Source organism: Candidatus Kirkpatrickella diaphorinae, assembly GCF_025736875.1.
Taxonomy (GTDB): domain Bacteria; phylum Pseudomonadota; class Alphaproteobacteria; order Acetobacterales; family Acetobacteraceae; genus Sorlinia; species Sorlinia diaphorinae.
On the sequence record NZ_CP107052.1, the window covers coordinates 223,775 to 249,075 of the forward strand.

Genomic DNA, 25,301 nt, shown 5'->3' on the forward strand with positions numbered 1-25,301 from the left:
TCAGCATCATGCCGCAATCTGACGTAAATGCGAAGTTTATGCGTTCTCAAAATTTATGTAAGCCCTTGAAGCGCCAGAACAAGCGCCAAGATCTCTCTATATGCCGGTCAATCAGATACCGGTATTTTCAGTCAGGAGAAAGTCACGTGAGCACGCATGACGGCCAACGCGATGAAAAACCCCATTTAACGGCGGCACAGCGCCATATCATCGAAAATCATGGCACGGAACCGCCAGGGTCCAGCCCGCTCCTTTATGAGAAGCGCCGGGGTGATTATCGGTGCGCCAAATGTGGGGCCTCGCTTTTTTCTTCTGATACGAAATATGAAAGCGGGTCCGGCTGGCCGTCATTCTGGGACGCCAGGGAAGGCGCTGCCGGCACGACGGTGGACCACCGCCACGCCATGGAGCGGACGGAAATCCACTGCGCCAAATGTCAGGGGCATTTGGGGCATGTCTTCCCGGACGGTCCGCAACCGACCGGACTGCGCTATTGCGTCAATGGTGCGGCCCTCAATTTCGTTGAGAAACCGTAGATCCGCCTTTCACGTCGGGGTGAAGTTTCTTTGCTTCGGAGACAGACGCGGCAGCGTTTTGTTCCGGGCCGAGCACGGCGGTGACAAGCCGTGACGATGATGTATGCGCGCAGAAGGCGTGTTGGATATTTTGCGGCGTCATATCAAAAATAGCCTGCGCCTCCTCGTCCTGCTCGTTCAATGACAACCCACTGATGTGCAGGCTGAAATAAATATTGACGAGGCTGCTGAAACTGGCGCGGCTCATCGGGATCGCGCGCAGCATGGAGGCTTTGACCGTCCGCAATGTATCTGCCGAAATGGGCGCATCGCAGAGTTGGTTAAGTTCCTTCGCGGCCAGTTCACGCGCTTTATCGACTTTATCCGGGTCCGCACCATATGAGATCGTAAACGCCCCCCGATTCCGCGCCCAAACAAAATCGCTGCTGACGGCGTAAACGAGGCCGGTCTCAACGCGCAATTTCTGCAGGAGTCGCGCATTGAAGCCACCACCCAGCACCTCATTCCCGAATTCAAGCGCGTGACGGTCCGGGTTGTGGATGCCCTGGTCGATCGTCTCGACCAGCGTCACGTCGCTTTGCGTTCTCCCGGGGTCGGCGACGTAAATCTCGCCCGGCTTGTTCTCCGGTCGGGGCGGGTAATCCAGCGCCACTTGTGACTCCGGGTTCTTCCAGTTCCCGAAAGCTGATTTGACGAGATCGAGAGCGTGTTTCGAGGTGATGTTACCGATAATGACGATCGTGGTGCGGTCGGGGCGAAACACTTTACGATAGGTTTCGACCACATCCTCATGCGTGATCGCGCGCACGGAAGCGGGTGTCGCCTCACGAAGAGCGGCGTCTTTCGGCGGGTTGAGTTTCTTTAAAATCTCAGTATTCAGCCGGTAATCCGGCGTCGAGATCACGCCCGGAAGCGACGCGTTTGTCTGCTGCTTCACGATTTGAAAGTCTTTGATCGGGAAAGCGGGATGCCGCTCAACCTCAGCCATGAGGTGAAAGGCAGCATCGAATTTATCGGTCAGTGCCATGACGGAAAATACCAGCCCCGTATCCGCATCCGCGCCAAGATCGTCAAGCGCTTCAGCGAATTTGACGCGATCATGCGTCGGACTGCCATAGAGGAAAAGCTGATCTGTGAGATTGATCAAACCTTCCTTACCGGGAGGGTCCTGTATGGCGGGGATATTTTTCACGCCACCAGTAAGCTGGATTGTCCTGCTTTCAGGTTCAGACTTCACCATCAGCGTCAGGCCATTATCCAGATGGAACACCTCCGGTTGAGGCAGCGGCTTGGGCAGCTTCAAGCGTGAAAGCGCGTCACTGGCCCAGTCCGGCAGAGAGGTGCCTTTCTGGGGGGTGGGAAGAAACTGCTCCGCCACTTTACCGGCAGGTTCCGGCGCGTCACTATGTTGACTGGGCAGGATGATCCCGGTCAGGGCCCTTTCCGGCTTCAGCACGTCTCGTGCAAGCGCATCGACGTCCGCACCCGTTACGCGTGCTGTCGCGTCCACCAATGTCTGGGGCGAGGCTTTCGGGTCGATCGCGAGGGCGTCTGCCCAGTTCGATGCCAGGCCGCCAATGCTGTTGGCGGAGGCGGCGGCATCCATCAATGATTTGCGCTTCGCCGCGGCAACGAGGGAGGGGGCGACGCCGTGCAGGCGGACATCCTCAAGGATATGGCGCACTTTTTTCAGGAGGGGCTGCAAGTCCTTACCCTGGGGAAAGGCCGCGTAAACCATCAGGACGCCGCCTTTAAGCCGAGGTGCATATGAGGCTGCCACATAAAGCGCCTCGCCCGATGCGCGCAGGGCAGCGAGGTCGCCCCTCTCACTGTTGAGCGTATCCGCAAGCACCTCCATCACAGGGTAAGCGGCATCGGCCGCGCCCGGCGCGGGGAAGGACATGATGAACATGCCTGAGGCGTAGTCACTCTGCATCCGGATGGTTCGGGCCGCCACATCATGCTGATGGAAGGTCGGCCGCGCGGGGAGGGGGTGCGACGGTATTTTGCCAAATTGCGCCGCGACCTGTCGGAACGCCTTTTTCGGCTCAACATCCCCGACGATCAGGAGGATGGCGTTATTGGGCTGATACCATGTCTCGTAAAAATGACGCAGGCGCGCCGTGTCGGTTTTGTCGAATGAGTCCCGAGTGCCCAGCGCATCATGCGCATAGGGCGTGCCCGCAAAGAGATAGGCGTTCTGCTTGACGAGATAACGCGCGATCGGTTTGGAAAGATTAAGGGAGACTTCCTGTTCAATCGCGCCACGCTCACGCTGCCAGTCAGATTTCGTGAGAGAAAGATGCTGCATGCGATCCGCTTCGATCCGCAGCAGGAGATTCAGATTTTCAGCCGGTGCCTCGAAATAATATTGCGTGATGTCGTCCGTCGTGGAAGCATTATTGATATTTCCGAGATGCGCGCTGATGGCGGAGAGCTGGCTGCGACTGACTTCAGATGTGCCATTGAACATCATATGTTCAAGCGCATGGGCAGTGCCGGGGAAATCATCCGATGTCATGGCCGACCCGACGCGGTAGATCATCTGCGTGCGGACGACAGGGGCAAAATGATTGGGCACGATGACGACCGTCAGGCCGTTCGGCAGAGTGCGCCGCAACACATTATCCTGCGCACCAGCCTTCATACCCGGCACGAAACGCCCAACTGCCAGAGCCTGCGTGCTGAAGACCCCGTCAAAGGTAAATGCCAGCAGGAAAATGCAAGGGATGAGTCTGAAAAAATTCATCATGGGAGGTGCTGGCCCTTCAAGTATGACGCGACGTTATCACAGCGGCGGAAAATGTCTATTTGACGTTCACGCTATTTATGAATCTGAAAACGGAACAGTGCCAGGACGTTACATCAGGGTCGCTCGGTTTAGTTAATGTCGACAAGATGGTATGGTCAAAGCCTGTCGAGTCAGCAAGGTGCCGTTATGTCGTTCGTCTCTCGGGTCAATCAGATGGATCTCTGGATTCTGGATCGTGTTTTCCAGCCGATCGCTGATCGCCTGCCGGAAAAATGGCCACCATTTGAAGTCGGAATGAGCTTCCAGCTTGGCGCGCTGCTATTTTACGCGACGTCGGTCATTCTGATCATGGTGGTGAACGGGTTGGGATTGGCGTCCGCTTTTTTTGACGTCCTTTCATGGGCGGTGGGGCTGGCGCTGTTTGTCGGGATCATGCGCATGCGCGTGCTTGTCCGTCCGGGACATGCCAACCCATTGCGCATCATGTTACAGGGTTTGCGGCCGCTCTCCATCGCATTTGCGCTTTTCTCGCTTTGGCGCGGCGCCGGGCCGGGTCAGATTTCCGATCTCGCATGGTGCTTCATCGTCCTGTCAGATGTCGCATTTTCTGTCGGGCTTTACTTCATTTCCTGCCTGCAGAACCCGCCCCAGGTCAAAATCAGTGAGAAAGTCGTCCTGCTGCGTCCCACGCGTTGAAAAACGCGGCCTTATGACGGCCTTGCATTACTGAAGGGCTCATTGAGGTAGGATGCCCTGTCAATCACCGGCGCGAAGCTGAAAGCGTGGTAGAGTTGCGCCGCCGCGACGCCCAGCACAATGCCCGCGAAGAGAGCAATGTAAACCATCATCATGGAGCGGGATCGCCCCTGCGTCTCGACTTCCAGAAGCGCGCCGATTTCAGCATGAGATTGCCGGACCTGAAACATCTCACGCTGAAGGGCGAAAGATTGCGCCTCAGCGCTGCGCAGGCGCACATCCATCGTCTGCAGATTGGAGGTCAGAACCTGCACATGTCGACGCAGACTGGCGTTTTCCTCGTCAAGATCCGCTTTGTGACCGGCAGTGGTGCGGCGTCGGGTGGGTTTAGGTGGGTCAATAATGATCGTGGCGAAAAGATTTTTCAGAGCACCCCCTGTGGTGCCGTTTTTTCGGGCACGTGCTTTCAGCGCGGAAAGGGCGGCATGGGATTGGCCCTCTTCTTCCTCCAGAACCAAGGCGAGGATATCGGAGAGAATTTTGATTTCCCGCGTGTCGATATTGCTCATCCCCCGCCCTCAAATGCCGTTTCATCAGGGTGCGTCATCCGGGGGGCGGCGGCGCGTTGCAGGCGGTCCATGATGGCCTGCCCCAGCCCGTGACCCGGCATATTCATCACCGCAATGCCCTTCAGGCCCTGCGCGCAGCCAGCTTTATCAAGAAAGTGCAGCCCGGCATAGAGGCGCGCGGCGGCTTCCACCAGGTCGCCCGATGCGCTTAAATTCCAAATGAGAGGCGCGTGGGAGAGGGGCGTGCCGAAAGCCAGAAGCGCCTCATTTTCGTGACAATTCCGGGCATTGAGTCGCAGGGGCAATGTCGGTGCGTAATGCGACGACATCATGCCCGGGCTGCGAAGAGCCGCGTCATTGCTGCCGGGGGAAGGGGTCGTCTCTTTTTGCGCGAAGGGACCGATAACGTGCTCGAGCGCCTCGATCGTGATCGCGCCAGGGCGCAAAATAACGGGGTGCGCGCCGGTCAGGTCCAGTACGGTGCTTTCAAGCCCGACGGGGCAGTCGCCCGTATCAAGGACAGCGTCAATACGTCCCTCCAGCCCGGCGACGACATGCGCGGCATTTGTGGGGCTGATCCGGCCGGACGGGTTGGCGGACGGGGCGGCAACCGGCAGCCCGACCGCCCGCAAAAGCACACGCGCGACGGGATGCGCCGGAACCCGGACCGCCACCGAGGCGAGACCCGCGCAGGCCAGGTCACAGATTTGGCTCTCTGCGTGGCGCGGGAGGATCAGCGTCAAAGGTCCCGGCCAGAAAGCTTCAGCGAGGCGTTGGGAGATCGGCGTTGCAATGACTTCATGTAAGGCCGCTTCAATCGTGGGGAAGTGAGAAATCAACGGGTTGAAGACGGGTCGGTTCTTTGCCGCGAAAATTCGGGCGACGGTTTCGGCGGAAGTGGCGATACCACCCAGCCCGTAAACCGTCTCCGTCCCGAATGCCACGAGGCGGCCGTTACGCAGCATCTGCGCGGCTTCAGCAATAGAGGCCGTTTTCGCGTGCAATAGCCGCGTTATCACGCCCAGATGACCCGATCGAGCACGTGATCACTACAGCAGATGAAACTCGAATTGAGCCACCCCGCCTTGCCATAACGCAATGTTTCGCCAGATAAATCGCGAATGGAGCCGCCCGCTTCCTCAATGATGGCCTGAGGGGCTGCGGTGTCCCATTCCATGGATGGGGTGAAGCGCGGGTAAATATCCGCTGTGCCTTCCGCAACCTGCATGAATTTGATGGATGACCCCGCCGGGACGATGGAGTCGATCTCGTAATTTTTTTGCCATGCGATGAAATGCGGGAGGTTCATGCAGCGCCATGATGTCACGACGCGCAGGCGTTCCGGCGCCGGCGCGGCGCAGGTGATGCGTGTTACGCCGTCAGCATCTTTCCGCCACGCGCCGTGTCCGCGCTCTGCGTAATATTGTGTTTGGTGCCCCGGCAGGGTGACCACCCCGATAACGGGCTGCCCAAGATGCACCAGCCCGACATGGATCGCGAAGTCATCGCCCCCGGCGGCGAATTCATCCGTGCCGTCAATCGGGTCGACCAGCCAATAAGTATCGTCATATAATGGTGCGCGGCCCTCCGAAACGCTTTCCTCCGCAATAACGGGTATATCGGGCGTGACATGGCGCAGCTTTTCAATGATAAAATGCTCAATGCGGCGGTCAACAGTTGTGACGGTTGAACGATCCTGCTTTTTATGCACAGTAAAACCGTCCTGACGACATTGGATAATATCCAGCGCCGCTTCAGCGGAAATCTCGATCACTGACTTGAGAATCGCGTTATTCTGGGGGCAGGGTGTCAGCACGTCATCAACACTTTTTTGAGGAAAAAATAATCTTCGGGGCCATAAAGGCTACCAACTTAACATGTTTTTCGGTTTCGCGGCATATTGATAGTGCGAGCGGAACTGTTCACGAATGATCAAGGTGAGCGCGCCGTCAGGGGGGCCACGTATGGCGCCGGGCAGGGTGGACCGGATGCGTGTCGCGTGGTGGCCATTTCGGGCAGATTCATCTTCCGCCTCAATCAGAGGGATGTCATATGCTTATTCTCCGCGCGATTATCGAGGCTCATTTTTTGCGGAATCGGCCACGCTCAGGGCGGCAGGTCCCGCCTTTGGCGCTGTTCCATGCGCAGGGGGGTGGTTGTGACCTTTGCACCGGCAGTCTCAATCGCCTGCAATCCGCCGCATGGGAAGATCTGTCATATGGATTGCGCTTCGTCCAGACGCCTTATGAAGCGGAAATTATGGTCCTGACCGGTTCCCTGACGCGTGTGGCCTTTGAAGATATCCAGAATATCTGGCAGGTGATGCCCGCGCCGAAAGGCGTCATTTCCATCGGCAATTGCGCCATGGGTGAAAGCGATTTTGCGGGGCTGTATGCGGTGATCCGCGGCGGCATGACACCTCACCTGAAGCAGCCTGTCAAACTCAGCAGTCTCATCCAGGGCTGTCCCCCCACCCTTGCCCAGATTGCTGACGGTTTGACTGACATGTGTCGCGACGCGGTCAACCCCCGACAGGCCCGCCCCGCTGAAGCCGCGTCATGAATGCTGAGCTGATTGCGGTCGTCCTCGCTGTGCATGACGACACCCCGATGGTGCGCACATTGGAGGAGGGGCGCAGCCTGCCTTCCGGCCCGTTAAGGACCACCCATACCTCCCTGCAAAAAGGTGTGCGCGACTGGGTTGAGCAGAAGACGGGCTTCCATCTTGGCCATGTTGAGCAGCTTTACACGTTCGTTGATCCGCCCTGCACGGATGGCGCGCGCGTGACGCGTATCTCCTATCTGGCGCTGACACGTGTCGGCACGGACACGGAAAGGTGGAAAAGCTGGTACGATTACCTTCCCTGGGAGGATCGGAAATCCACAGTAACATCGCCGATGGTCGCTGTGCTGGAGGAAAAGCTGCTGGATTGGGCGGGGCATGATCATCTGCGCCAGCAGCGCTGCGCCTTTAATTTCGGCCTGAATGGGATGGCCTGGGATGATGAGCTTGTCCTGCAGCGCTATGAACTGATGTGGGAGGCGGGTCTGCTCCCGGAGGCGCCTCACTTTATGGGCGGCGTCAATTTCGGGCGCAGCATGACGCGTAATTCCCGCCGTATCCTCGCCACCGCCATTGCGCGTGTGCGCGCCAAAATTAAATATCGCCCGCTTGTTTTTGAGCTTCTGCCCGAGATTTTTACGTTATGGGAGCTTCAACGCACGGTGGAGGCGATTGCGGGGCGGGCCGTGCATAAGCAGAATTTCCGACGCTTGATCCTGCACCAAAATCTCGTTGAGAAAACGAGTGGACTTTCCGCAGCAAATAAAGGCCGCCCGGCGCAGCTCTTCCGCTTCAGGCGGGAGCTTGTCGGATCCCGGCATTTCATGGGGTCGAAGCTGCCACTGGTCAAATCATCCTGACGGGCATCAATCGCATGTGTCACAGCGCGCATCGCGTGACTTGAAAAGACTTGCCTTGACTTTCAGGCAGCGCGACCGATATTTTCGATCATCTTCTTTTTTTGGCAATCTTTATGCTCAAATCGAGCATAAATCGAGGAATGTTGCTGATGGCGTTCAATGGAAAAATATCGGTCTCGCGTGATGCGCTTTTCGCGCCGGTGGCGCGCCTGATGACGCGCGATGCCTGGGAAGCCCGCTTCGCAGACGATATTGAGGCCATCCTCGCGCTTAAAAAAGAGCGGAATGCCGTGATCTTGGCGCATAACTACCAGACGCCGGAGATCTTCCATTGCATCTCCGATATTCGGGGTGACAGCCTCGCTTTGGCGCGTGAAGCGGAAAGCACGGATGCCGCCGTCATCGTCATGGCTGGCGTGCATTTCATGGCAGAAACCGCCAAACTCATGAATATGGACAAAACGGTCCTGATCCCGGATGACGCAGCGGGTTGCTCTCTCGCTGAGTCCATCACCGCGGCCGATGTGCGCGCGCTCAAAGCGGCGCATCCCGGTGTGCCGGTGGTGACTTACGTGAATAGTTCTGTCGCCGTGAAAGCGGAGACGGATATTTGCTGCACATCAGGCAATGCGCGGCGCGTGGTTGAAAGTCTCGGCGTGCCGGAAGTCATCATGATCCCCGATGAATTTCTGGCGCAGAATATTCAGAACGAAACCGGCATCCGCATGATCACCTGGCCGGGACATTGTGAAGTGCATGAGCGCTTCACGCCGGGTGAAATCCGCCAATATCGCCGCCTCCATCCGGGCGTGACGGTTCTGGCCCACCCGGAATGCCCGCCAGACGTTGTGGCTGAGGCGGATTATGCGGGTTCAACAGCGGGCATGATCGATTATGTCGGGCGGTCCGGCGCGAGCAAGGTGCTGTTGGTGACGGAATGCTCCATGAGTGACAATCTCGCCGTCATGCACCCGGAAGTCACGTTTGTGCGCCCTTGTAACCTCTGCCCGCATATGAAGCGCATCACACTGGCGTCGATCCGCAAGTCTCTTGAGACAATGGGGACGGAAGTCACCATCCCGCCCGAGATGGCAGCACGCGCGCGTCAGGCTGTGGCGCGGATGCTGGCCGTCTAGACGCTGATGTTAAATAAGCCGGAGAATCGTCTGGACGGCCAGCCCGTCATTATCGGCAGTGGCCTTGCCGGGCTCGTGACGGCGCTGATGATGCGGCGGCACTGCATCATCCTCTCCCCCGGCGCGCCTGCGGAGACAACATCCAGTTATCTGGCGCAAGGCGGTATGGCCGCGGCGATCGGGCCGGGTGATACGCTGGAACAACATATTGCCGACACGATCGCCGCCGGGGCGGGATTATGTGACCCGGAAGCCGTGCGCGCGATCCTCTCTGACACGCAGGCGGTTATCGCAACGCTTGAGCGCTTTGGTGTGTCCTTCACCCGCGATCATGACGGGTCCTATCATTTCCATCGCGAGGCCGCGCATAACCGGGCACGTATCCTGCATGCGCAGGGGGACGGGTCAGGCCGGGCCATGATGGAAGCCCTTATGGCGGCGGCGGCCAGAAGCCCGGATATCACATTTCTGCACGGCGCACGCCTGACCGATATCGAAATTGATGACGGGCATATTGCCGGGCTGTGGCTGGAAGACGGCACATATATCGCGACCTCCCAATGTATTCTGGCGAGTGGTGGCGCAAGCGGGTTATTTCCGGTCTCCACCAATCCACGTGGTCATGATGGCGGCCCGATTGCGATGGCGCTGCGCATCGGCGCGCGGGTGATGGATCTGGAATTCACGCAATTTCACCCGACAGCTCTTGCGATCGGTGCGGTTGAAGGCCGTCACTTCCTCATCAGCGAGGCCGTGCGCGGTGCAGGGGCCGTCCTGGTTAATGAAAAAGGGGTGGCTTTCACGAACCCTTTGCAATCGCGGGATATTGTGGCCCGGGCGGTGGCGGCGCAGGAAGGTGCGGGCCACAAAGTCTTTCTGGATGCGCGCGGCCTGTTTCCCGATGGGTTCAAGCATCATTACCCGACGATTTATCAAGTTTGTCGTCAAAATCAGATCGACCCGGATCGAGACTGCATTCCCGTCACTCCCGCCTCCCATTATCTTATGGGTGGGGTGCAGACGGACCTCGCCGGACGCACGAATATTGGCGGCCTCTGGGCCTGCGGGGAAGTTGCCGCGACAGGGCTGCATGGGGCCAATCGGCTGGCAAGCAATTCCCTTCTGGAAGCCTGTGTCATGGCCTCCCGGGTCGGGCGTGCCTTGCAGGATATGACGCTGCCCCCATCGAAACGCTGCGCGCTGAAACCGCCCCCCGTCAGGCGATGTGCGGCGGATGTCAGGACGGTCATGGGACAGCATCTTGGTTTGCTGCGCGATGGTCACGGGCTTGAGGCGGCTTATCGGGTTTTTTCAGCCAATATGGCGCATGATGACCACGCTTTGATCGGCGCGGCCATGGCATATGCTGCTTTCAACCGGAAGGAAAGTCGCGGCAGCCATTACCGGGTCGATGCGCAGCCAGCATCGGACCCGCAACATAGCGTCCTGACAATTGATGATCTGAAACAAACTGCCTGACAAATGAGGGAATGCGCAATGTGGCCACGTCACTTACCTGATCTGGAATGGAGGCCGATCATTGAGGCGGCGTTGCGGGAGGATCTCGGCATTGGCGGTGACGTGACCTCGCAATTGGTGATTGATCCTGCCGCCTCCGCACGTGCGGTTTTCCGCGCCCGCAAAGCAGGTGTTCTCGCAGGGCTGCCCGCGGCGCGACTCGCTTTTTCCTGCCTTGACCCGCAATTACATTTTAAGGCGATGAAGCAGGATGGGGACAGGCTGCACCCTGGTGACGTCATTGCCGAAGTCTCGGGCAATGCGCGCACGATTTTGGCGGCAGAGCGCACGGCCCTTAATCTGCTCTCCCATCTGAGCGGGATCGCATCTGTAACGCGTCAGATCGTTGATAAAGTCGCCAGTTTCGGGACTCGCGTCACCTGCACGCGCAAGACATTGCCGGGCCTGCGCGCGCTTCAAAAGTACGCGGTTCTGATGGGGGGCGGCCATAATCATCGTTATCGTCTCGATGATGCGGTGATGATCAAGGATAACCACATCGCGATTGCGGGCGGTATTGCGCCCGCCCTGACGATGGCGCGTCGCCATATCGGCCATATGATGAAGATCTCTCTTGAGGTGGATTCACTGGCGCAGTTAGAGGCGGCGATGATGGCGGGCGGGGCGGATATTTATCTTCTCGATAATATGTCGCCGGAATTGCTGCGCCGCGCGGTGGAATGTGTCGCGGGCAAGGCCGTCACGGAAGCCTCCGGCGGCATCACGCCGGAGACCGCTGCTTCTGTGGCGGAAACAGGGGTAGACGTGATATCACTCGGCTGGCTGACGCATAGTGTGACGGCGCTCGATATTGGTCTCGATATCAGCAGCGAAGTTTAAAATTTGGCGGATCATATCTCACCGCTTTCAGCCATCCAGAAGGCGTTCCAGCGCTTTTAAGGTGCCGTGGCGTTCAATTCGCTCCTCCCATCGGCGGATCTCCGACATAATGGGGGGGCGCTGATGCAGATTGAAATGCTGAAACACGGAGAGTGACAGGGCGTCATGGCGGCTGGCTTCACGCTCCGCGTCGGGCATTTGCGGCTCAAATGGTTCAAATTCCTGCCCATCATCCGTGACGCCGCGCAGATATCGGGTGAAACATGCCAGGACGAAGACCATCCGCGTCACATCACCATCTTCCTCCACGACATGATTAAATGTCGGGGCGAGAAAAGTGGCGAGTTTGCTCCACCCGTCACCCGTGATGCGCGGCAGGCGGTCGATGATATGGGGATTGCTGAAACGCTTGATGATCGTCGCCCGGTAAATATCGAGATCCATGCCTTTCGGCGCGGGAAGCGTGGGCGCGACGTCCCGACGGAGAAAAATATCCACCAACTCCCGGATAGACGGGTTTGTTATGGCGTCCCGAACATCATTGAAACCCGCAAGTTGGCCCGGATAGGCGAGGACGGAATGCGCGGCATTCAGCATACGCACTTTCATGAGTTCATACGGGCCGACATCCTCAACGAATTGCACGCCGACTTCCTCCAGATAGGGGCGGCCATTCACGAAGCGGTCCTCAATGACCCATTGTGCGAAATCCTCTGAGATGACGGGCAGGGCGTCCTGGATGCCGCTGGCTTCATCAATCGGCAAAGCATCTTCCTTGAGGACAGCGGGGGTAATGCGATCAACCATCGCATTGGGGAATGTCACGTTTTCCTCAATCCATGCGGCCAGTTCCGGGTCCAAAGCTTCAGCGTGGGCCACCACGGCCTGATGGGTGATGCGGCCATTATGGCGGAGATTATCGCATGACAGGACGGTGAAAGGCGCAATGCCGCGGGCACGGCGTAATTTGAGCGCCGCGACGATAAAGCCGAATGCGGAGTGCGGATGGTCCGGATCTGCCAGTTCCGCCTGTGTTGCGGGGTGATCAAGGCGGTAACGGCCGGTGCCCGGCTCCTGATTATAACCGCCTTCCGTGATCGTCATGGAGACGATCCTGATTTCCGGCGCGGCCATCCTCTCAAGCACCGCGCGCCTGTCATCGGGCGCGAAGAGATAGGATACGATGGACCCGATGATCTGATGCGTCTCGGAGCCGTCATTTTTATAGCGCGTCAGCGTGTAGAGATTATCCTGCGCCGCAAAAACATCGCGTTTGAGGCATTCATTTTCATCATCCAGCAGGCCGACGCCGCAGATGCCCCAATGAGTATTGCCGGAGTGATTGAGGAGCTGGTCAACATACCAGGCCTGATGGGCGCGATGAAAATTCCCGACACTGAGATGGACAATGCCCGCCCGAACCTGGCTGCGATCATAACTAAAGAGGTTTTTACCGGCGGGAAGCGCCGTGAGCGCGCGCTGATTGAGCGGGATCATGAACAATGTCCTTGCATGCAGATGTGTTGTCCTGCACTTCTTTCGATCCGTTGAATCGAAGCAGTCCTGTGAGGGGGATGCAAGCGAAACTTCAGACGATCCAGGAAAGTTTACCGATGCGCAGAACCCGATGACAGAAGGATTTATCCCGGAAATCGCCGTCATCGGTGCGGGGCCTGCGGGATTGATGGCGGCCGATTTTCTCTCCCAAAAAAAATTTCATGTCACGGTCTATGAGCAGAAGCCCAATGCGGGACGGAAATTTCTGCTTGCGGGTCGGAGTGGCCTTAATCTGACCCATGCAGGGGGGCTTGACCACTTCCTGAAGCAATACGGTGACGGCGCGGCGTGGTTGCGTCCGGCGCTCGAAAGTTTCACGCCCGATGACGTCATCCATTTCGCGGAAAATCTGGGTCAGGCGTGCTTTACCGGGACGAGCGGAAAAATATTTCCCGTCGGGCTGAAAGCCTCCCAGCTCCTTCGCGCATGGTTGAAGCGCCTGAGTGATCGGGGTGTCACATTTCAGTTTCGCACGCGCTGGAGCGGTTTCGGTGATGACGGCACTATTTTACTCGCGCATGAAGGCGCCATCGCGGTGAAGAAACCGGATGCGGTCATCCTCGCTCTCGGGGGCGCGTCATGGCCCCGCACCGGGTCAGACGGGGATTGGACGGATCATTTCCAAACAGACATGATGAGTCCGTTTGCACCCGCCAATTGCGGTTTCCGCGCCGCCTTGTCGCCTGAATTTTGCTCGAAGCATGAGGGTGCGGTGCTGAAGAGTGTCACGGCGCATTTTGAGGGACTGAAAAGCCGGGGTGACATCACGGTCACAAAAGACGGGTTGGAGGGCGCACCGATTTATGCGCTCTCAGCCCCTTTGCGCCAGCGCATCGCCTCGCAGGGTGCGGCAAAACTTCATATCGATCTGCGCCCGATGATGACGATGGATCAGACACGGCACAATGTCGCACGGTTGCGACCCCGGGAATCGCAATCGAACCATCTTCGCCGCCTCGGACTCTCACCCGTGGCGCGCGGCCTTTTTCAGGAGGGCTGGTTTGATCATCGAGAGGGGCTGGATCTGGCGACCGCCCTGCATCATGTGCCCGTCACGCTTGCGCAACCGGCAGACATGGCGCGCGCTATTTCTGTGGCAGGGGGCGTGCGCCAAATGGCGGTTGATTCCGGCTTTATGCTCCGGCAGCGACCGGGGGTTTTCATTGCGGGGGAAATGCTGGATTGGGAGGCGCCCACCGGGGGTTACCTCTTGCAGGCCTGCTTCTCCACCGGTTATCTCGCCGCTTTATCGGCTGAGAAATGGCTGACTCGACATGCGGGCTAAGGTATCGATGCGTTTATGAATGCGGCAATCTCCCTGGGGCAGGGCCAGGATGGACGTGATGTTTTGCTCAACCTGCCGGAACTTCTGGCGACGCGCCTGCTGGTGCAGGGCAATTCCGGTTCAGGCAAATCCCATCTTCTGCGTCGCCTGCTCGAACAAACCGCCACAACCGTGCAACAGGTCGTGATCGACCCGGAAGGTGATTTTATTGCCTTGGCGGAACGCTACGGCCACCTGATTGTCGATGCGGCGGATCAGAGCGACACCACCTTGCGCGCAGCGGGGGAGCGGGCGCGCATCCACCGCGCCTCCGTGATTCTGACGCTGGAAAGTCTCGATGCGGAGCGGCAGCTTCGTGCTGTCGCGGCTTTTCTGACGGGGATGTTCGAGGTGGCGCGCAGTCACTGGTATCCCGTTCTGGTCATCGTTGATGAGGCGCAGCTTTTTGCCCCGGCCGCCGGTGGCGATACGACGGATGAGGCCCGACGCCTTTCCCTCAATGCCATGACGAACCTCATGTGCCGTGGGCGCAAGCGCGGCCTTGCCGGTGTCATCGCAACCCAGCGCCTCGCCAAACTTGCCAAAAATGTCGCGGCGGAAGCCTCAAATTTCCTGATGGGGCGCACATTTCTGGATATTGATATGGTGCGGGCGGCCGATCTGCTGGGGATGGAGAAACGTCTGGCGGAAGGGTTTCGCGACCTCGCGCGCGGGCAGTTCATGGCGTTGGGGCCGGCTTTGAGCCGCCGCCCTCTCAAGGTGATAATCGGCGCGGTTGAGACGCGCAGCATGGCGGCCGGGCCGGAATTACTGCCGTTCGAGGCGATGCGGGGTGAAGATCTGCGCGATATCATCCTTGAGCCGGTGGCCAGCTTCACCGCCCCGCCACCGCGTGAGCCCCGACCGCCACCGCCGGACCTCCTCAAACAGTTGGAAGCCTATACAGCGGAGCGGCAGAAACCCTCAAATGACGCGTCCGGGCAGGCAGCGGCCCTATTGGAGGAGGCCAGTCCGGAGGATATCTGGAAGATGGTCAAAGCCGTCCATCTGGAGAGTGAGGCGGCGACGCGGCCGCTTCCCGCTTTGTTTCAGGATTTTCAGTTGCGGGCGCGCATCAGCCAGATTGATGTGACACTGATCGGGCTGGAAGGCTTTCGCCTCATCCTGGGTGGTATTCGCGCCGGGGTGGATTACGCCTATGCGCAGGGCGCCATCTGGGCCGAAGCTGTCCAGATCGCGGCGTCTTTGCCGGAGGACGTGCAGGGGGTCGGCCTTCTCCTCGCTTTTGCGGCGCAGCAAGCCGCGCCCTGCCCGAATGACGCCGCGATTGCGGCCTCTTATGGCACATTTTCCCTCGGGCGCGCCCGGCGGCAATTGACCTATTTGCAGGAGCAGCACGTTATCGTGGTGCAGGAGAGCAATCGGGGCCGCCGCGTCGCCTTTATCGGCACGGAATGGCAGACAGACTGGGCCCCCGCCTAAGCCCTCCTGCTGCTTGGGAGCATGTGAGATTGTGCCGGGGGAGGTCGATCCATGACAAATGATGAACTCGTTGTGATCCGCCAGATCAATGGCGACGACGCCGTGTATGACGCCCATCTCTCGGGTTACGATGTGATCGTGCCGGTACAGATCCATCAGGACGGGGCGCGATGCGCGGTTAAGCACCATATGAAGGAGATTTTTTTTTCCGCGGCGCTTATTATCGATATGACGGTGAAGGCCGCGTGAGGTTGGGGGGAAAATTTTCGCACAAGCGCGGTCGCCTGAAAACGGCCTGAAACGGCACGGCTTTTGAGGCGTGTAACGCATTCCACGCGTCGGCCCGTATATCGGCAAATCAGGCTTTGAAGCCGATGCGCTTTTCTCGACCGGGCGACCGATCTCCGGCGGTGCTGGAGGGTTGCAGCGGGTAGCAACAGCACATAGGCCAAGCCACCTCCGCGGAATAATCATCTGCATCACGAGATAATTGAACCGGCGTTCCCCGTCGGGCCCGCATAGATTGCTGGTCATCATGAGTCATATTCACAAATTGATTGGGCGGCCGCGCTGTTTCGCGCCAGACATTCATGAGAATGATTCATATCCATAAGCAAATTACCGACACTAATCATCACGCGCCCGGAGCCCTACCTTGTAGAGACTGTGCGAAAGCCCCGATTTGGAGGAAGGGTCACGATGATGACGGCAAAATTCAACTATGGCGGTAAGGTCGCCTTCATTACTGGCGCCGGCACCGGGATCGGACGCGCAGCCGCTCTTGCATTCGCGAGAGCAGGCGCGAACGTCGCGATCGTCGGCCTTAACGACGACAGCAACAAGGAAACTCTCAAGCTGGTCGAGGCGGCCAACGGCCGCGCCATTGCGCTGCTGGCCGACGTCGCCAATGAGACAGAAGTGGAGGCCGCTATTAACAGGACGGTCGAGATTTTCGGTCGTTTGGATTTCGCTTTCAATAATGCGGGCGTCGAGCAACCGGGCATGTTGTTCGGTGAACTTGACAATGACGAGTGGCGCCGACAGATCGCAGTCAATCTCGGCGGCGTCTACTTCTGCATGAAGCACCAGATCGGGCAGATGCTGAAACAGGGCGGCGGCGTGATCATCAATACTGGCTCGGGTGCCGCCGCGAAAGGTTTCCCCAGGCAGGCCACATATTGCGCCGCGAAGTTTGGCGTCGTCGGCCTTAGTAAGGGGGTTGCACTTGATTATGCCGACAGGAACATCCGTGTGAACGTCGTGTCGCCCGGTATCATTGCGACGCCGATGATGGATCGCTTCTCCGGCGGCACAGAGGAAGGTCGCAGGAAGGTCATCGCCCAGGAACCAATCGGCCGAATGGGGCGACCCGAAGAGATCGCTGGCACGGTCCTATGGCTCTGCTCGGATGTTGCGGCCTTCACCACGGGAGCGAACATCATCGTCGATGGCGGCCAGACGACCTGAAGCCGCCCGGGCGCGATTCACGAATCAAGCGCGACGCCGCAAATGACGCAGGCGACCTGATCGCGGGGCTGAGTCCGCCCATATCGATCGAAAAAGGAGACGGGCATGAGTGGACAAAGTGAACTCCGGATCAACACCGAACAAGGGGCGGTTGAGGATCCCGGGCGGCGAAACCTCCTCAGGTTATCCGGCGTGAGTGCGGCCGCCCTGGGCGCCGCATCGTTACTGCCAACGCCTAATGCAGAGGCTCACACCATGACAGATGATTGGGATAAGGTGTTTCCCCGAAGCGCCAACGTCGACCATCAAAAAATCTCTTTCAAAAACCGCTATGGCATCACCCTGGCTGGTGATCTCTATCTCCCCAAAAACCGCGCCAACGGTCGCCTGGCGGCGCTGGCGGTCGGCGGGCCATTTGGGGCGGTCAAAGAGCAATCGTCCGGCCTTTACGCGCAGACCATGGCGGAGCGCGGTTTCGTCACCCTGGCCTTCGATCCGTCTTATACCGGGGAAAGTGGCGGGGCACCCCGCAATGTTGCCTCACCCGATATCAGCACTGAGGATTTCATGGCGGCCATCGACTCTCTCGGCCTGCACGACGCGGTCGACCGCGAACGGATCGGCGTCATCGGTATCTGCGGCTGGGGCGGGATGGCGTTGAGCGCTGCGGCGGTGGATAAGCGCGTCAAGGCCGTCGTCGCCAGCACCATGTACGACATGACCCGGGTTATGTCGAAGGGCTATAATGACAGCATGACGCTTGAACAGCGTACGCAGACCCTCGAACAATTGAGCCGGCAGCGCTGGACAGATGCGGAGCGCGGCACCCCTGCCTATCAGCCGCGCTACAACGTCGAGCGCAAGGGCGAGCCGTTCATGATCGACTACCACGACTACTATATGACGCCGCGCGGTTATCACCCGCGCGCTGTCAATTCCGGCAATGCCTGGACGATTACAACGCCTCTGCCTTTTAATAATCTTCCCATCCTGACCTGTATTTCGGAGATTTCGCCGCGCCCGGTCCTGTTCGTTCACGGTGAGAAGGCCCACTCGCTGTACTTCGCCCAAACCGCCTATGCGGCTGCAGCGGAACCGAAGGAGCTGATGATCATCGCCGGCGCCAGTCACACCGATCTCTACGACAAAATGGATGTGATACCGTTTGACAGGCTGCAATCGTTCTTCAACCAGCACCTTGCCGCGTGAAGCGAGCAGGCACTGACACCTATAGCTCATGGAAGATAAATAGAGACCGGGGGACAAGGGCATGTTCAAGTCGTTTCGCGGCGACGCCGTCATCGAACCTGGATTGGCTGAACCTGTCGTGGCTCAAGATCATATGCGCATCCTATCTGACTGGGGCGAGGTGGCTGCCGATCTCGCCGACAATCAGGCCGCACGATCGCTCGGATGCTGCTGCTCACCGTCGAACTAAGCGACCATTTCCGACAGGAGAAGACGCGCAATCTTCTTGCCCCGCTGCCAGGGATCATCATGTTCGGGAGGATATCCGGTGACATGGCAATTCTCGACCGTCTGGGCGCCATCACAATGCCCATCGAAGCTGCCGACTGTCCGCCATCCGGACGCTCGGTCGATGCGCCATCGGATAGCTGTATTTTCCCGCTTTCAGCTTTATAATCGGAAGCAGAAGCGTGAAAAGGAATTATGAGTGCACCGCCAGAACGTTAATGGCATGCTTGCTTTTCTGGCCGTCGCACGAGAGCGCAGCCTCACCAGGGCAGCTGCGCGGTTCGGGATTTCTCAGTCGGCCTTGAGCCATACGATCCGTCAGCTCGAGGCTCGCCTGGGCGTGCGCCTGCTCACGCGCACCACGCGGGCGGTCGCACCGACAGAGGCTGGTGAGAGGCTGCTGAACAGGATCGGCCCGCACTTTGACCAGATCGAGATTGAGATCGATGCTCTGAACGCGTTGCGCGAAACTTTGGCAGGGACAATCAGAATCAACGCGTCGGACTACGCCATCAGCAGCGTGCTTTGGCCGAAACTCAAGATGTTTCTTCCGAAGTATCCCGACATCAGGATCGAACTTCTGCTCGATAATGGTCTGACCGACATTGTCTCCGAACGCTATGACGCGGGCGTCCGGATGGGCGAGCAACTCGCGAAAGATATGATATCCGCTCGTATCGGGCCCGATATTCGTTTCGCGGTCGTCGCCACTGAAGCGTATTTCTCGCGTCGCACCATCCCGGAACGGCCTCAGGATCTGACGCAGCACAACTGCATAAATTATCGGTTTCCCACGTCAGGCGGGCTTTATGTCTGGGAGTTCGAAGAGCGGGGTCGCGAGATCAAAGTTAAAGTTGATGGCCAACTCGTCTTCAACAACATCTTTCATGTCCTCGATGCTGCACGCGCCGGCCACGGAGTAGCTTACGTTCCTGAGGAAATCGCGATTCCTCATATAGAAGAGGGTTGTCTCCGACGCGTTCTGGAAGATTGGTGTCCTTATTGGGACGGCTATCACCTCTATTACCCGAGCCGCCGCCAATCATCGCCCGCCTTCGTGACGTTCGTCGAGGCGATGCGCCACCGCGGATGACCACGGCCATCTAGTTGGTCCTGCCTGACGGTGCTTGAAATGCGACCCTTCACCATCTGCCGCATAGGGACCGTCGGCAAAAGCGAGCTTGACGGTCTATCGACTGAGGTTGTGTTTCACCGAAACATCGCCGATTTTTGCGAGCGAGCGCTCATCCGTGAGAGTCGCAGCCCGCCGCGGCTTCCCGGTGAGGGACGGATCCCCACCCGCCTGGATCTCGTTTTTTTTAAGCGTGCACCGCGTCGCGTGCGGCCGCCAATGAGACGTCAGGGTAGCTGCCGATGGCGAGACGCTTCGCAATTCCTGCCCAGCGGTATTACAGATACCAGAACCGCGCTCCTGTGGTTCTAACACCGAGATACAGGGCGCCAGCGTCTGAAACGCGATATCGCTTCCCTTTTGCGGCTCACTTCCTACTTTTTATATCCGTTAACACGCTGCCCCCACCCTTTTTTCGTTGCCCCCAAATTCGTGCGCTTGCATGACAAGGGGTGAGAAGCCGTGAGAAGAGTTTATGGCGGTAAAAAGGGGAAAATCAAGGGTCGCGAGAGGGGATGAGAAGCCGTGATAACGGATATTGGCGGACCCGAAAGGATTCGAACCTTCGACCTTCGCCTTCGGAGGGCGACGCTCTATCCAGCTGAGCTACGGGTCCATCGGGATGTTGCATAGCCAATTTCCCGCCCCGACGCCAGAGCCATGCCGTAAAAACTTGCGTCCGCCGCGACGACGGCCTGATCCGCCAGCCGCATGTCGCTTTCTTGCATAAGAATCCGCTTTCCGGCAGGATCGGAACGCGGCGAGGCCCGTTTTGATGAGGGTCGAAGATCAAGCCTGCGCAGACTGAGAGACAGGGTGTCACATTTATGGAACAAGAAAAACACCTCATTCTGGTCGATGGGTCGGGCTTCATCTTCCGGGCTTTTCATGCCCTGCCACCGATGCACAGCCCGGATGGCACGCCTGTTAATGCGGTTTACGGTTTTACCAATATGCTCTCCCGCCTGATGCGAGAGCATGTCGGCACACATCTGGCTGTCATTTTTGACGCGGGGCGGCAGACCTTCCGCAATGACATCTACCCCGCTTATAAAGCGCATCGTCCCCCCGCCCCGGAGGACCTTGTCCCGCAATTCGCCTTGATCCGGGAAGCGACAAAGGCCTTCAATGTCCCATCCATTGAATTGCCAGGCTGGGAGGCGGATGATCTTATTGCTTCTTATGCCGGGGTGATCGCCCTTGAGGGCGGTCGGTGCACGATTGTTTCCTCAGATAAAGATCTGATGCAGCTCGTGACGGAAAAAGTGCAGATGCTTGACCCCATCAAGCAGCGCCCGATCGGGGTGGAAGAGGTCCTTACCAAGTTCGGTGTACCGCCGGAACGCGTCGTGGACGTGCAGGCCCTGATGGGGGATTCGACCGATAATGTGCCGGGCGTGCCCGGTATCGGCCCGAAAGGTGCAGCCCAACTTGTCGCTGAATTCGGGCGTCTGGAAGATGTGCTGACGGCCGCGCCGGGTATGAAGCCGTCAAAGCGCCGTGATGCGCTGATCGAACATGCGGAAAATGCACGCCTCTCCCTCAAACTGGTGACTCTGGCACGCGATGTGGCGCTGCCGGAACCGATTGAGGCGCTGGGCTGTCGCGACCCATCAGGGGACATGTTGGGTGGTTTCCTGGCGCAGATGGGGTTCAACTCCATCAGCCAGCGCCTTGGACTGCGCCATGTTGCGCGACCAACCCCTTCGCCAGCCGCGCCGGATGGCGACGCCGCAACGCGAGACGCAACAGCCCCAACGGCTTCACCCGTGAAGCAGCCGGATTTCGGCCCCTATGAAACGGTCACAACAACCACGCAGCTTGAAAGCTGGGTTCAACGCATTAAGGCTGAGGGCTATGTTGCCGTCGATACGGAGACGGATAGTCTTCAACCGCGACGGGCGGCGCTCATCGGGATTTCTCTGGCGGTGCGTGCGGGGGAGGCGGCTTATATTCCGCTACGCCATCAGGGTGACCTTGAAAATCTGGTGCCACCTCAACTTGAAACGGCACAGGTTCTCGCCGCGCTGACGCCGGTCTTCCATGATGATGCGATCCTGAAGATTTTTCAGAATGCAAAATATGACCTGCTCGTTTTTCAGAATGCCGGTGTGACGGGTATCGCGCCCATTGATGACACAATGCTGCTCTCCTACGCCCAATCGGCGGGCGCGCACGGGCATGGGATGGATGAGCTGTCCCTCCTCCATCTGGGTCATCGCCCGATCACTTATGATGAGGTGACGGGCACGGGGCGGCAGCGCATTCCGTTTGCGCACGTCTCTGTCGATAAGGCGACGTCCTACGCGGCGGAAGACGCGGATGTGACATTCAGATTATGGCTGAAGCTCAAGGCGATGCTGGTGCAGAATCGCGCCGTGCGCATTTATGAGACGATGGAGCGGCCGCTCATCCCTGTCCTTCAGAAAATGGAATGGGCCGGCATCAAAATTGATGTCGCTGAACTTCAACGCCTCTCTACTGATTTTGCCGCGCGTATGAAGGTGATGGAAGCGGAAATCCATCAATTGGTGGGGCGGGACTTCAATATCGGTTCGCCCAAGCAATTGGGAGAGATCCTTTTCGATGAAATGAATCTCTCGGGCGGCAAACGCACCAAGGCGGGGGCCTGGGGTACGGACTCCTCCGTCTTGCAGGAACTGGCGGATCAGGGTCACGCGCTTCCGCAACATATCCTCGCCTGGCGGCAGCTCGCGAAACTGAAATCGACTTATACAGACGCGCTTTTAGAGCAGCGGGACCCGAAGACGGCGCGCGTGCACACATCCTATCATATGGCAGGCACGACAACAGGTCGCCTTTCCTCAAATGATCCGAACCTGCAGAACATCCCGATCCGCACGGAGGAAGGGGCGCGCATCCGCCACGCTTTCATCGCGGAGAAGGGGCGTAAGCTTGTCTCGGCGGATTACTCCCAGATTGAACTTCGCCTCCTCGCTGCCGTGGCCAACATCCCGACCCTTCAGGAAGCTTTCGCGCTAGGGCAGGATATTCACGCCCGCACGGCTTCGGAAGTCTTCAATGTGCCCGTTGAAGGCATGGACCCGCTGACCCGTCGCAGGGCCAAAGCGATCAATTTCGGGATCATTTACGGCATCAGCGCGTTCGGGCTGGCGCGCCAGTTGGGCATCCCGCAAAATGAGGCGCGGCATTATATCGCGACGTATTTTGAACGTTATCCGGGCATTAAAACCTATATGGACCGGACAAAAGAGGAAGCGCGGGAGAAAGGCTTTGTCGAGACGCCATTCGGTCGCCGATGTTACGTCCCCGGCATCACTGAGAAAAATGGCGCGCGACGCGCTTATGCGGAACGTCAGGCCATCAATGCGCCCCTTCAGGGAGGTGCTGCGGACATCATCAAAATGGCCATGATCTCGGTGGATCGTCAGTTGAGCGACAATGATTTTGATGCGCAACTTCTGCTGCAAGTGCATGATGAGCTCGTTTTCGAAGTGGCTGCGGATAAAGCGGATATGTTGGCAGGCTTCCTCCGTGAGACGATGAGCAGCGTTGCCGATATTGGGGTGAAACTGGTTGTCGAGACCGGTATCGGTGATAACTGGGCCGAGGCGCATTGAGCGGGTTAGGATATGCGGCGGGGGGGCGTAAATCGTCGCTCCGACGGTATTTCAGGGTCCTGACGGGCCTCATCCTGACGCTTTTCCTCGTATCTCATGCCGCCCTGGCGCAGGGTGCGGCCGATAACGTGATGCAGCATGCGCAACCCAATCGCGGGGGTACGCTGCGCGTCACGATGGCGTCACCCAGTGAGACTTTGGACCCACAAATCAATTATTCCAGCGCTTACCTCCAGATTTTCGTTTCCGTCTATGACGGGCTTCTCGCTTATCGCCGCGCATCGGGAAAGGAGGGGCTGGAAATCGTGCCGGACATTGCGGAGGCCCTGCCCACGGTCAGTTCTGACGGGCTGACATGGCGTTTCCGCATCCATGATCATATATATTTCTCAAATGGCGCGGCGCTGACGACGGATGATGTGGTCGCATCCATGCGGCGTCTCTTCCACGTTGGCAGCCCGACAGCGGACTCATTTTACCGCAATATTGTGGGGGCAGAGCAATGCCTGCAATATGCTGCGCAATGCCGCCTTGAAGGCGTCACGGGCGATGTAAAAAACCGGACGGTCACTTTTCAGCTACGTCAGCCTGACCCGGAATTCGCGCAGAAACTGGCCTTCAACCACGCCGTGATCCTCCCGCGTGACGTGACAGGGCGGGATAGCGGCGCTTCACCTCTGCCCGGGACCGGCCCTTACCACATCACAAAATATGATTCATCGACGGGGATGCGTCTCGAACGCAATCCCTTCTTCCGAACATGGTCGGAAAGGGCGCAACCTGATGGTTATGTCGACCATATTCAGGTTGATTTCGGCCTGACGGATGAAGCTGCCGTGACGGCGGTCGAGCGCGGACAATATGATGTCATGCTGGGAGAGAAACCGCAGGATCGTTACAGTGAACTGGGTGATCGTTATGCGCATCAGATACATTTGCAACCACTCCTGGGATATTATTACCTCGTCCTGAATGTCCGGGAGCCGCCTTTCACTTCCCTTCAAGTCCGTCAGGCGCTTAATGAGGCGATCGACCGCCGGGCCGTTGCCATTTTATATGGGGGTGAGGCGGTGGCGACGCCATTATGCGACCTCATCCCCTATGGCATGCAGAAAGGGCCATCGGACTGCGCCGCGCGGGCGCATCATCGGCCGGATCTGACAAAGGCGCGGCAACGCATTCAGGAGACGCCCTTTGCAGGCATGGCAGTGACGCTTGTCGTGCGTCATAATGCGGTGGACACGAATATCGGGCTTTATGTGCGGGATCTTCTAGAGAAACTCGGTTTCAAGGCCTCCATCCGTACGCTCGCGCCGGCCAGTCTCAGCAGCTATATCGGCAATTCCGACCATCATGTCGCCATGGCTTTGACAACATGGTATGCTGATTATCCATCCCCTGCCGTATTTCTTTATGATCTGCTCGGATGCGAAAATATCCATCCGGGGCTCGATATCTCAACCAATGCATCAGGTTATTGTGACCCCGCTCTGGAAAGCCTCATGAAACAGGCCATGATGTCTCAGAACAAGGCGGAAGCGGCACAACTCTGGGAGGCGGCGAACGCGATGGCGATGCGCGCGGCGCCGCTCATCCCGCTCATCCAGCCACGCTACATTGACTTCGTATCCGCGCGACTTGGCCATTATCGTTATTCATTGCTGAACCATCTCATCCTGTCGGAAGTCTGGGTGAAGTAGCTCAGACCATGGTTCGCCTGAAAAAGGTGGGTCAAAGGCGGCAACCCGATGATCACGCTAAAGTGCGATTTTTAAATGCAGAAATTCATCTTCTCAGCGTTAAAGACATGTTACAAATCGTCGAAAGATGT

The 25,301-nt window shown here is 58.3% G+C and carries 22 protein-coding genes and 1 tRNA gene; 16 read left to right on the top strand and 7 right to left on the bottom strand.

Features of this window, described 5'->3' with window-relative positions; translation table 11 throughout:
• The first annotated feature begins 146 nt into the window (after positions 1–146).
• The gene (gene msrB / locus N5W20_RS01090; RefSeq protein WP_319807100.1) at positions 147–536 is read left to right on the top strand and encodes a peptide-methionine (R)-S-oxide reductase MsrB; all 390 of its coding nucleotides are present in this window, start codon (positions 147–149) and stop codon (positions 534–536) included.
• On the opposite strand, the gene N5W20_RS01095 is transcribed toward msrB, so the two are convergent.
• Complete coding sequence (locus N5W20_RS01095; protein ID WP_319807101.1) at positions 514–3,288, bottom strand: M16 family metallopeptidase; 2,775 nt, start codon at positions 3,286–3,288, stop codon at positions 514–516. The genes msrB and N5W20_RS01095 overlap by 23 nt on opposite strands.
• Positions 3,289–3,474: 186 nt before the next feature.
• Here N5W20_RS01095 and N5W20_RS01100 point away from each other — a divergent pair, with 186 nt between their 5' ends.
• The gene (locus N5W20_RS01100; RefSeq protein ID WP_319807102.1) at positions 3,475–3,984 is read left to right on the top strand and encodes a hypothetical protein; all 510 of its coding nucleotides are present in this window, start codon (positions 3,475–3,477) and stop codon (positions 3,982–3,984) included.
• A gap of 11 nt (positions 3,985–3,995) precedes the next feature.
• Here N5W20_RS01100 and N5W20_RS01105 read toward each other — a convergent pair whose 3' ends face one another.
• Genes N5W20_RS01105 through N5W20_RS01115 form a run of 3 tightly spaced genes read right to left on the bottom strand, consistent with a single transcriptional unit; the run spans position 3,996 to position 6,369 of the window.
• A complete protein-coding gene (locus tag N5W20_RS01105; protein ID WP_319807103.1) occupies positions 3,996–4,553 on the bottom strand; it encodes a COMM domain-containing protein in 558 nt (185 codons plus the stop codon).
• Positions 4,550–5,518, bottom strand: a complete 969-nt coding sequence (locus N5W20_RS01110) for an L-threonylcarbamoyladenylate synthase (RefSeq protein ID WP_408869424.1) — start codon at positions 5,516–5,518, stop codon at positions 4,550–4,552. Before N5W20_RS01110 ends, N5W20_RS01105 begins: the two co-directional genes overlap by 4 nt.
• Before the next feature lie 50 nt (positions 5,519–5,568).
• Positions 5,569–6,369, bottom strand: coding sequence for a 3'(2'),5'-bisphosphate nucleotidase CysQ family protein (locus N5W20_RS01115; protein WP_319807105.1), 801 nt, complete (start codon positions 6,367–6,369; stop codon positions 5,569–5,571).
• Positions 6,370–6,605: 236 nt separating this feature from the next.
• Between N5W20_RS01115 and N5W20_RS01120 the strand changes: the two genes are divergently transcribed.
• The 5 genes from N5W20_RS01120 (at position 6,606) to nadC (ending at position 11,469) form a co-directional block, all read left to right on the top strand.
• Positions 6,606–7,115 carry an NADH-quinone oxidoreductase subunit B family protein gene (locus N5W20_RS01120; RefSeq protein WP_319807106.1) on the top strand — a complete coding sequence of 170 codons (510 nt, stop codon included), beginning with the start codon at positions 6,606–6,608 and terminating at the stop codon, positions 7,113–7,115.
• Positions 7,112–7,975 carry an NUDIX hydrolase gene (locus N5W20_RS01125; protein ID WP_319807107.1) on the top strand — a complete coding sequence of 288 codons (864 nt, stop codon included), beginning with the start codon at positions 7,112–7,114 and terminating at the stop codon, positions 7,973–7,975. The genes N5W20_RS01120 and N5W20_RS01125 overlap by 4 nt, the downstream gene beginning before the upstream one ends.
• A 140-nt stretch (positions 7,976–8,115) precedes the next feature.
• A complete protein-coding gene (gene nadA / locus N5W20_RS01130) occupies positions 8,116–9,111 on the top strand; it encodes a quinolinate synthase NadA (RefSeq protein ID WP_408869408.1) in 996 nt (331 codons plus the stop codon).
• Between the two features lie 6 nt (positions 9,112–9,117).
• Complete coding sequence (locus N5W20_RS01135) at positions 9,118–10,590, top strand: L-aspartate oxidase (protein WP_319807108.1); 1,473 nt, start codon at positions 9,118–9,120, stop codon at positions 10,588–10,590.
• Positions 10,591–10,608: 18 nt separating this feature from the next.
• Entirely contained in the window at positions 10,609–11,469 is an 861-nt protein-coding gene (gene nadC / locus N5W20_RS01140; RefSeq protein ID WP_319807109.1) for a carboxylating nicotinate-nucleotide diphosphorylase, read from the top strand.
• A 27-nt stretch (positions 11,470–11,496) separates the two neighbouring features.
• On the opposite strand, the gene N5W20_RS01145 is transcribed toward nadC, so the two are convergent.
• Positions 11,497–12,966, bottom strand: a complete 1,470-nt coding sequence (locus N5W20_RS01145) for a mannitol dehydrogenase family protein (RefSeq protein WP_319807110.1) — start codon at positions 12,964–12,966, stop codon at positions 11,497–11,499.
• 130 nt (positions 12,967–13,096) lie between these two features.
• Between N5W20_RS01145 and N5W20_RS01150 the strand changes: the two genes are divergently transcribed.
• From N5W20_RS01150 to N5W20_RS01180, 7 genes are all read left to right on the top strand, one after another.
• Positions 13,097–14,311, top strand: coding sequence for a BaiN/RdsA family NAD(P)/FAD-dependent oxidoreductase (locus N5W20_RS01150; RefSeq protein ID WP_319807111.1), 1,215 nt, complete (start codon positions 13,097–13,099; stop codon positions 14,309–14,311).
• A 15-nt stretch (positions 14,312–14,326) separates the two neighbouring features.
• Positions 14,327–15,793: an ATP-binding protein gene (locus N5W20_RS01155; protein WP_319807112.1), complete on the top strand. Its 1,467-nt coding sequence runs from the start codon at positions 14,327–14,329 to the stop codon at positions 15,791–15,793.
• A gap of 51 nt (positions 15,794–15,844) precedes the next feature.
• Positions 15,845–16,042: a hypothetical protein gene (locus tag N5W20_RS01160; protein ID WP_319807113.1), complete on the top strand. Its 198-nt coding sequence runs from the start codon at positions 15,845–15,847 to the stop codon at positions 16,040–16,042.
• Positions 16,043–16,492: 450 nt separating this feature from the next.
• Complete coding sequence (locus N5W20_RS01165; RefSeq protein ID WP_319807114.1) at positions 16,493–17,260, top strand: SDR family NAD(P)-dependent oxidoreductase; 768 nt, start codon at positions 16,493–16,495, stop codon at positions 17,258–17,260.
• A 255-nt stretch (positions 17,261–17,515) separates the two neighbouring features.
• Positions 17,516–18,469 (top strand): alpha/beta hydrolase, encoded by a 954-nt coding sequence (locus tag N5W20_RS01170; protein WP_319807115.1) that lies wholly within the window; start codon positions 17,516–17,518, stop codon positions 18,467–18,469.
• Positions 18,470–18,673: 204 nt separating this feature from the next.
• On the top strand, positions 18,674–18,904 hold the full coding sequence (locus tag N5W20_RS01175) for a hypothetical protein (RefSeq protein ID WP_319807116.1): 231 nt from the start codon (positions 18,674–18,676) through the stop codon (positions 18,902–18,904).
• A gap of 55 nt (positions 18,905–18,959) precedes the next feature.
• Complete coding sequence (locus N5W20_RS01180; RefSeq protein ID WP_338140533.1) at positions 18,960–19,829, top strand: LysR family transcriptional regulator; 870 nt, start codon at positions 18,960–18,962, stop codon at positions 19,827–19,829.
• Positions 19,830–20,407: 578 nt separating this feature from the next.
• Here N5W20_RS01180 and N5W20_RS01185 read toward each other — a convergent pair.
• A tRNA-Arg gene (locus tag N5W20_RS01185) sits at positions 20,408–20,484 on the bottom strand.
• Entirely contained in the window at positions 20,462–20,596 is a 135-nt protein-coding gene (locus N5W20_RS01190; RefSeq protein WP_319807118.1) for a hypothetical protein, read from the bottom strand. The genes N5W20_RS01185 and N5W20_RS01190 overlap by 23 nt, the downstream gene beginning before the upstream one ends.
• A gap of 99 nt (positions 20,597–20,695) precedes the next feature.
• Between N5W20_RS01190 and polA the strand changes: the two genes are divergently transcribed.
• Entirely contained in the window at positions 20,696–23,470 is a 2,775-nt protein-coding gene (polA, locus tag N5W20_RS01195; protein ID WP_319807119.1) for a DNA polymerase I, read from the top strand.
• Complete coding sequence (locus tag N5W20_RS01200) at positions 23,467–25,170, top strand: ABC transporter substrate-binding protein (protein WP_319807120.1); 1,704 nt, start codon at positions 23,467–23,469, stop codon at positions 25,168–25,170. Before polA ends, N5W20_RS01200 begins: the two co-directional genes overlap by 4 nt.
• Positions 25,171–25,301: the final 131 nt, after the last annotated feature.

Bases quoted from the DNA above. Each gene is read 5' to 3' on its own strand.
- N5W20_RS01095 (WP_319807101.1), bottom strand. From the start codon at position 3,288: ATGATGAATTTTTTCAGACTCATCCCTTGCATTTTCCTGCTGGCATTT.
- N5W20_RS01100 (WP_319807102.1), top strand. From the start codon at position 3,475: ATGTCGTTCGTCTCTCGGGTCAATCAGATGGATCTCTGGATTCTGGAT.
- N5W20_RS01105 (WP_319807103.1), bottom strand. From the start codon at position 4,553: ATGAGCAATATCGACACGCGGGAAATCAAAATTCTCTCCGATATCCTC.
- N5W20_RS01110 (WP_408869424.1), bottom strand. From the start codon at position 5,518: ATGCTGCGTAACGGCCGCCTCGTGGCATTCGGGACGGAGACGGTTTAC.
- N5W20_RS01120 (WP_319807106.1), top strand. From the start codon at position 6,606: ATGCTTATTCTCCGCGCGATTATCGAGGCTCATTTTTTGCGGAATCGG.
- N5W20_RS01125 (WP_319807107.1), top strand. From the start codon at position 7,112: ATGAATGCTGAGCTGATTGCGGTCGTCCTCGCTGTGCATGACGACACC.
- nadA (WP_408869408.1), top strand. From the start codon at position 8,116: ATGTTGCTGATGGCGTTCAATGGAAAAATATCGGTCTCGCGTGATGCG.
- N5W20_RS01135 (WP_319807108.1), top strand. From the start codon at position 9,118: ATGTTAAATAAGCCGGAGAATCGTCTGGACGGCCAGCCCGTCATTATC.
- nadC (WP_319807109.1), top strand. From the start codon at position 10,609: ATGTGGCCACGTCACTTACCTGATCTGGAATGGAGGCCGATCATTGAG.
- N5W20_RS01145 (WP_319807110.1), bottom strand. From the start codon at position 12,966: ATGATCCCGCTCAATCAGCGCGCGCTCACGGCGCTTCCCGCCGGTAAA.
- N5W20_RS01150 (WP_319807111.1), top strand. From the start codon at position 13,097: ATGACAGAAGGATTTATCCCGGAAATCGCCGTCATCGGTGCGGGGCCT.
- N5W20_RS01155 (WP_319807112.1), top strand. From the start codon at position 14,327: ATGAATGCGGCAATCTCCCTGGGGCAGGGCCAGGATGGACGTGATGTT.
- N5W20_RS01160 (WP_319807113.1), top strand. From the start codon at position 15,845: ATGACAAATGATGAACTCGTTGTGATCCGCCAGATCAATGGCGACGAC.
- N5W20_RS01165 (WP_319807114.1), top strand. From the start codon at position 16,493: ATGATGACGGCAAAATTCAACTATGGCGGTAAGGTCGCCTTCATTACT.
- N5W20_RS01170 (WP_319807115.1), top strand. From the start codon at position 17,516: ATGACAGATGATTGGGATAAGGTGTTTCCCCGAAGCGCCAACGTCGAC.
- N5W20_RS01175 (WP_319807116.1), top strand. From the start codon at position 18,674: ATGCTGCTGCTCACCGTCGAACTAAGCGACCATTTCCGACAGGAGAAG.
- N5W20_RS01180 (WP_338140533.1), top strand. From the start codon at position 18,960: ATGCTTGCTTTTCTGGCCGTCGCACGAGAGCGCAGCCTCACCAGGGCA.
- N5W20_RS01190 (WP_319807118.1), bottom strand. From the start codon at position 20,596: ATGCAAGAAAGCGACATGCGGCTGGCGGATCAGGCCGTCGTCGCGGCG.
- polA (WP_319807119.1), top strand. From the start codon at position 20,696: ATGGAACAAGAAAAACACCTCATTCTGGTCGATGGGTCGGGCTTCATC.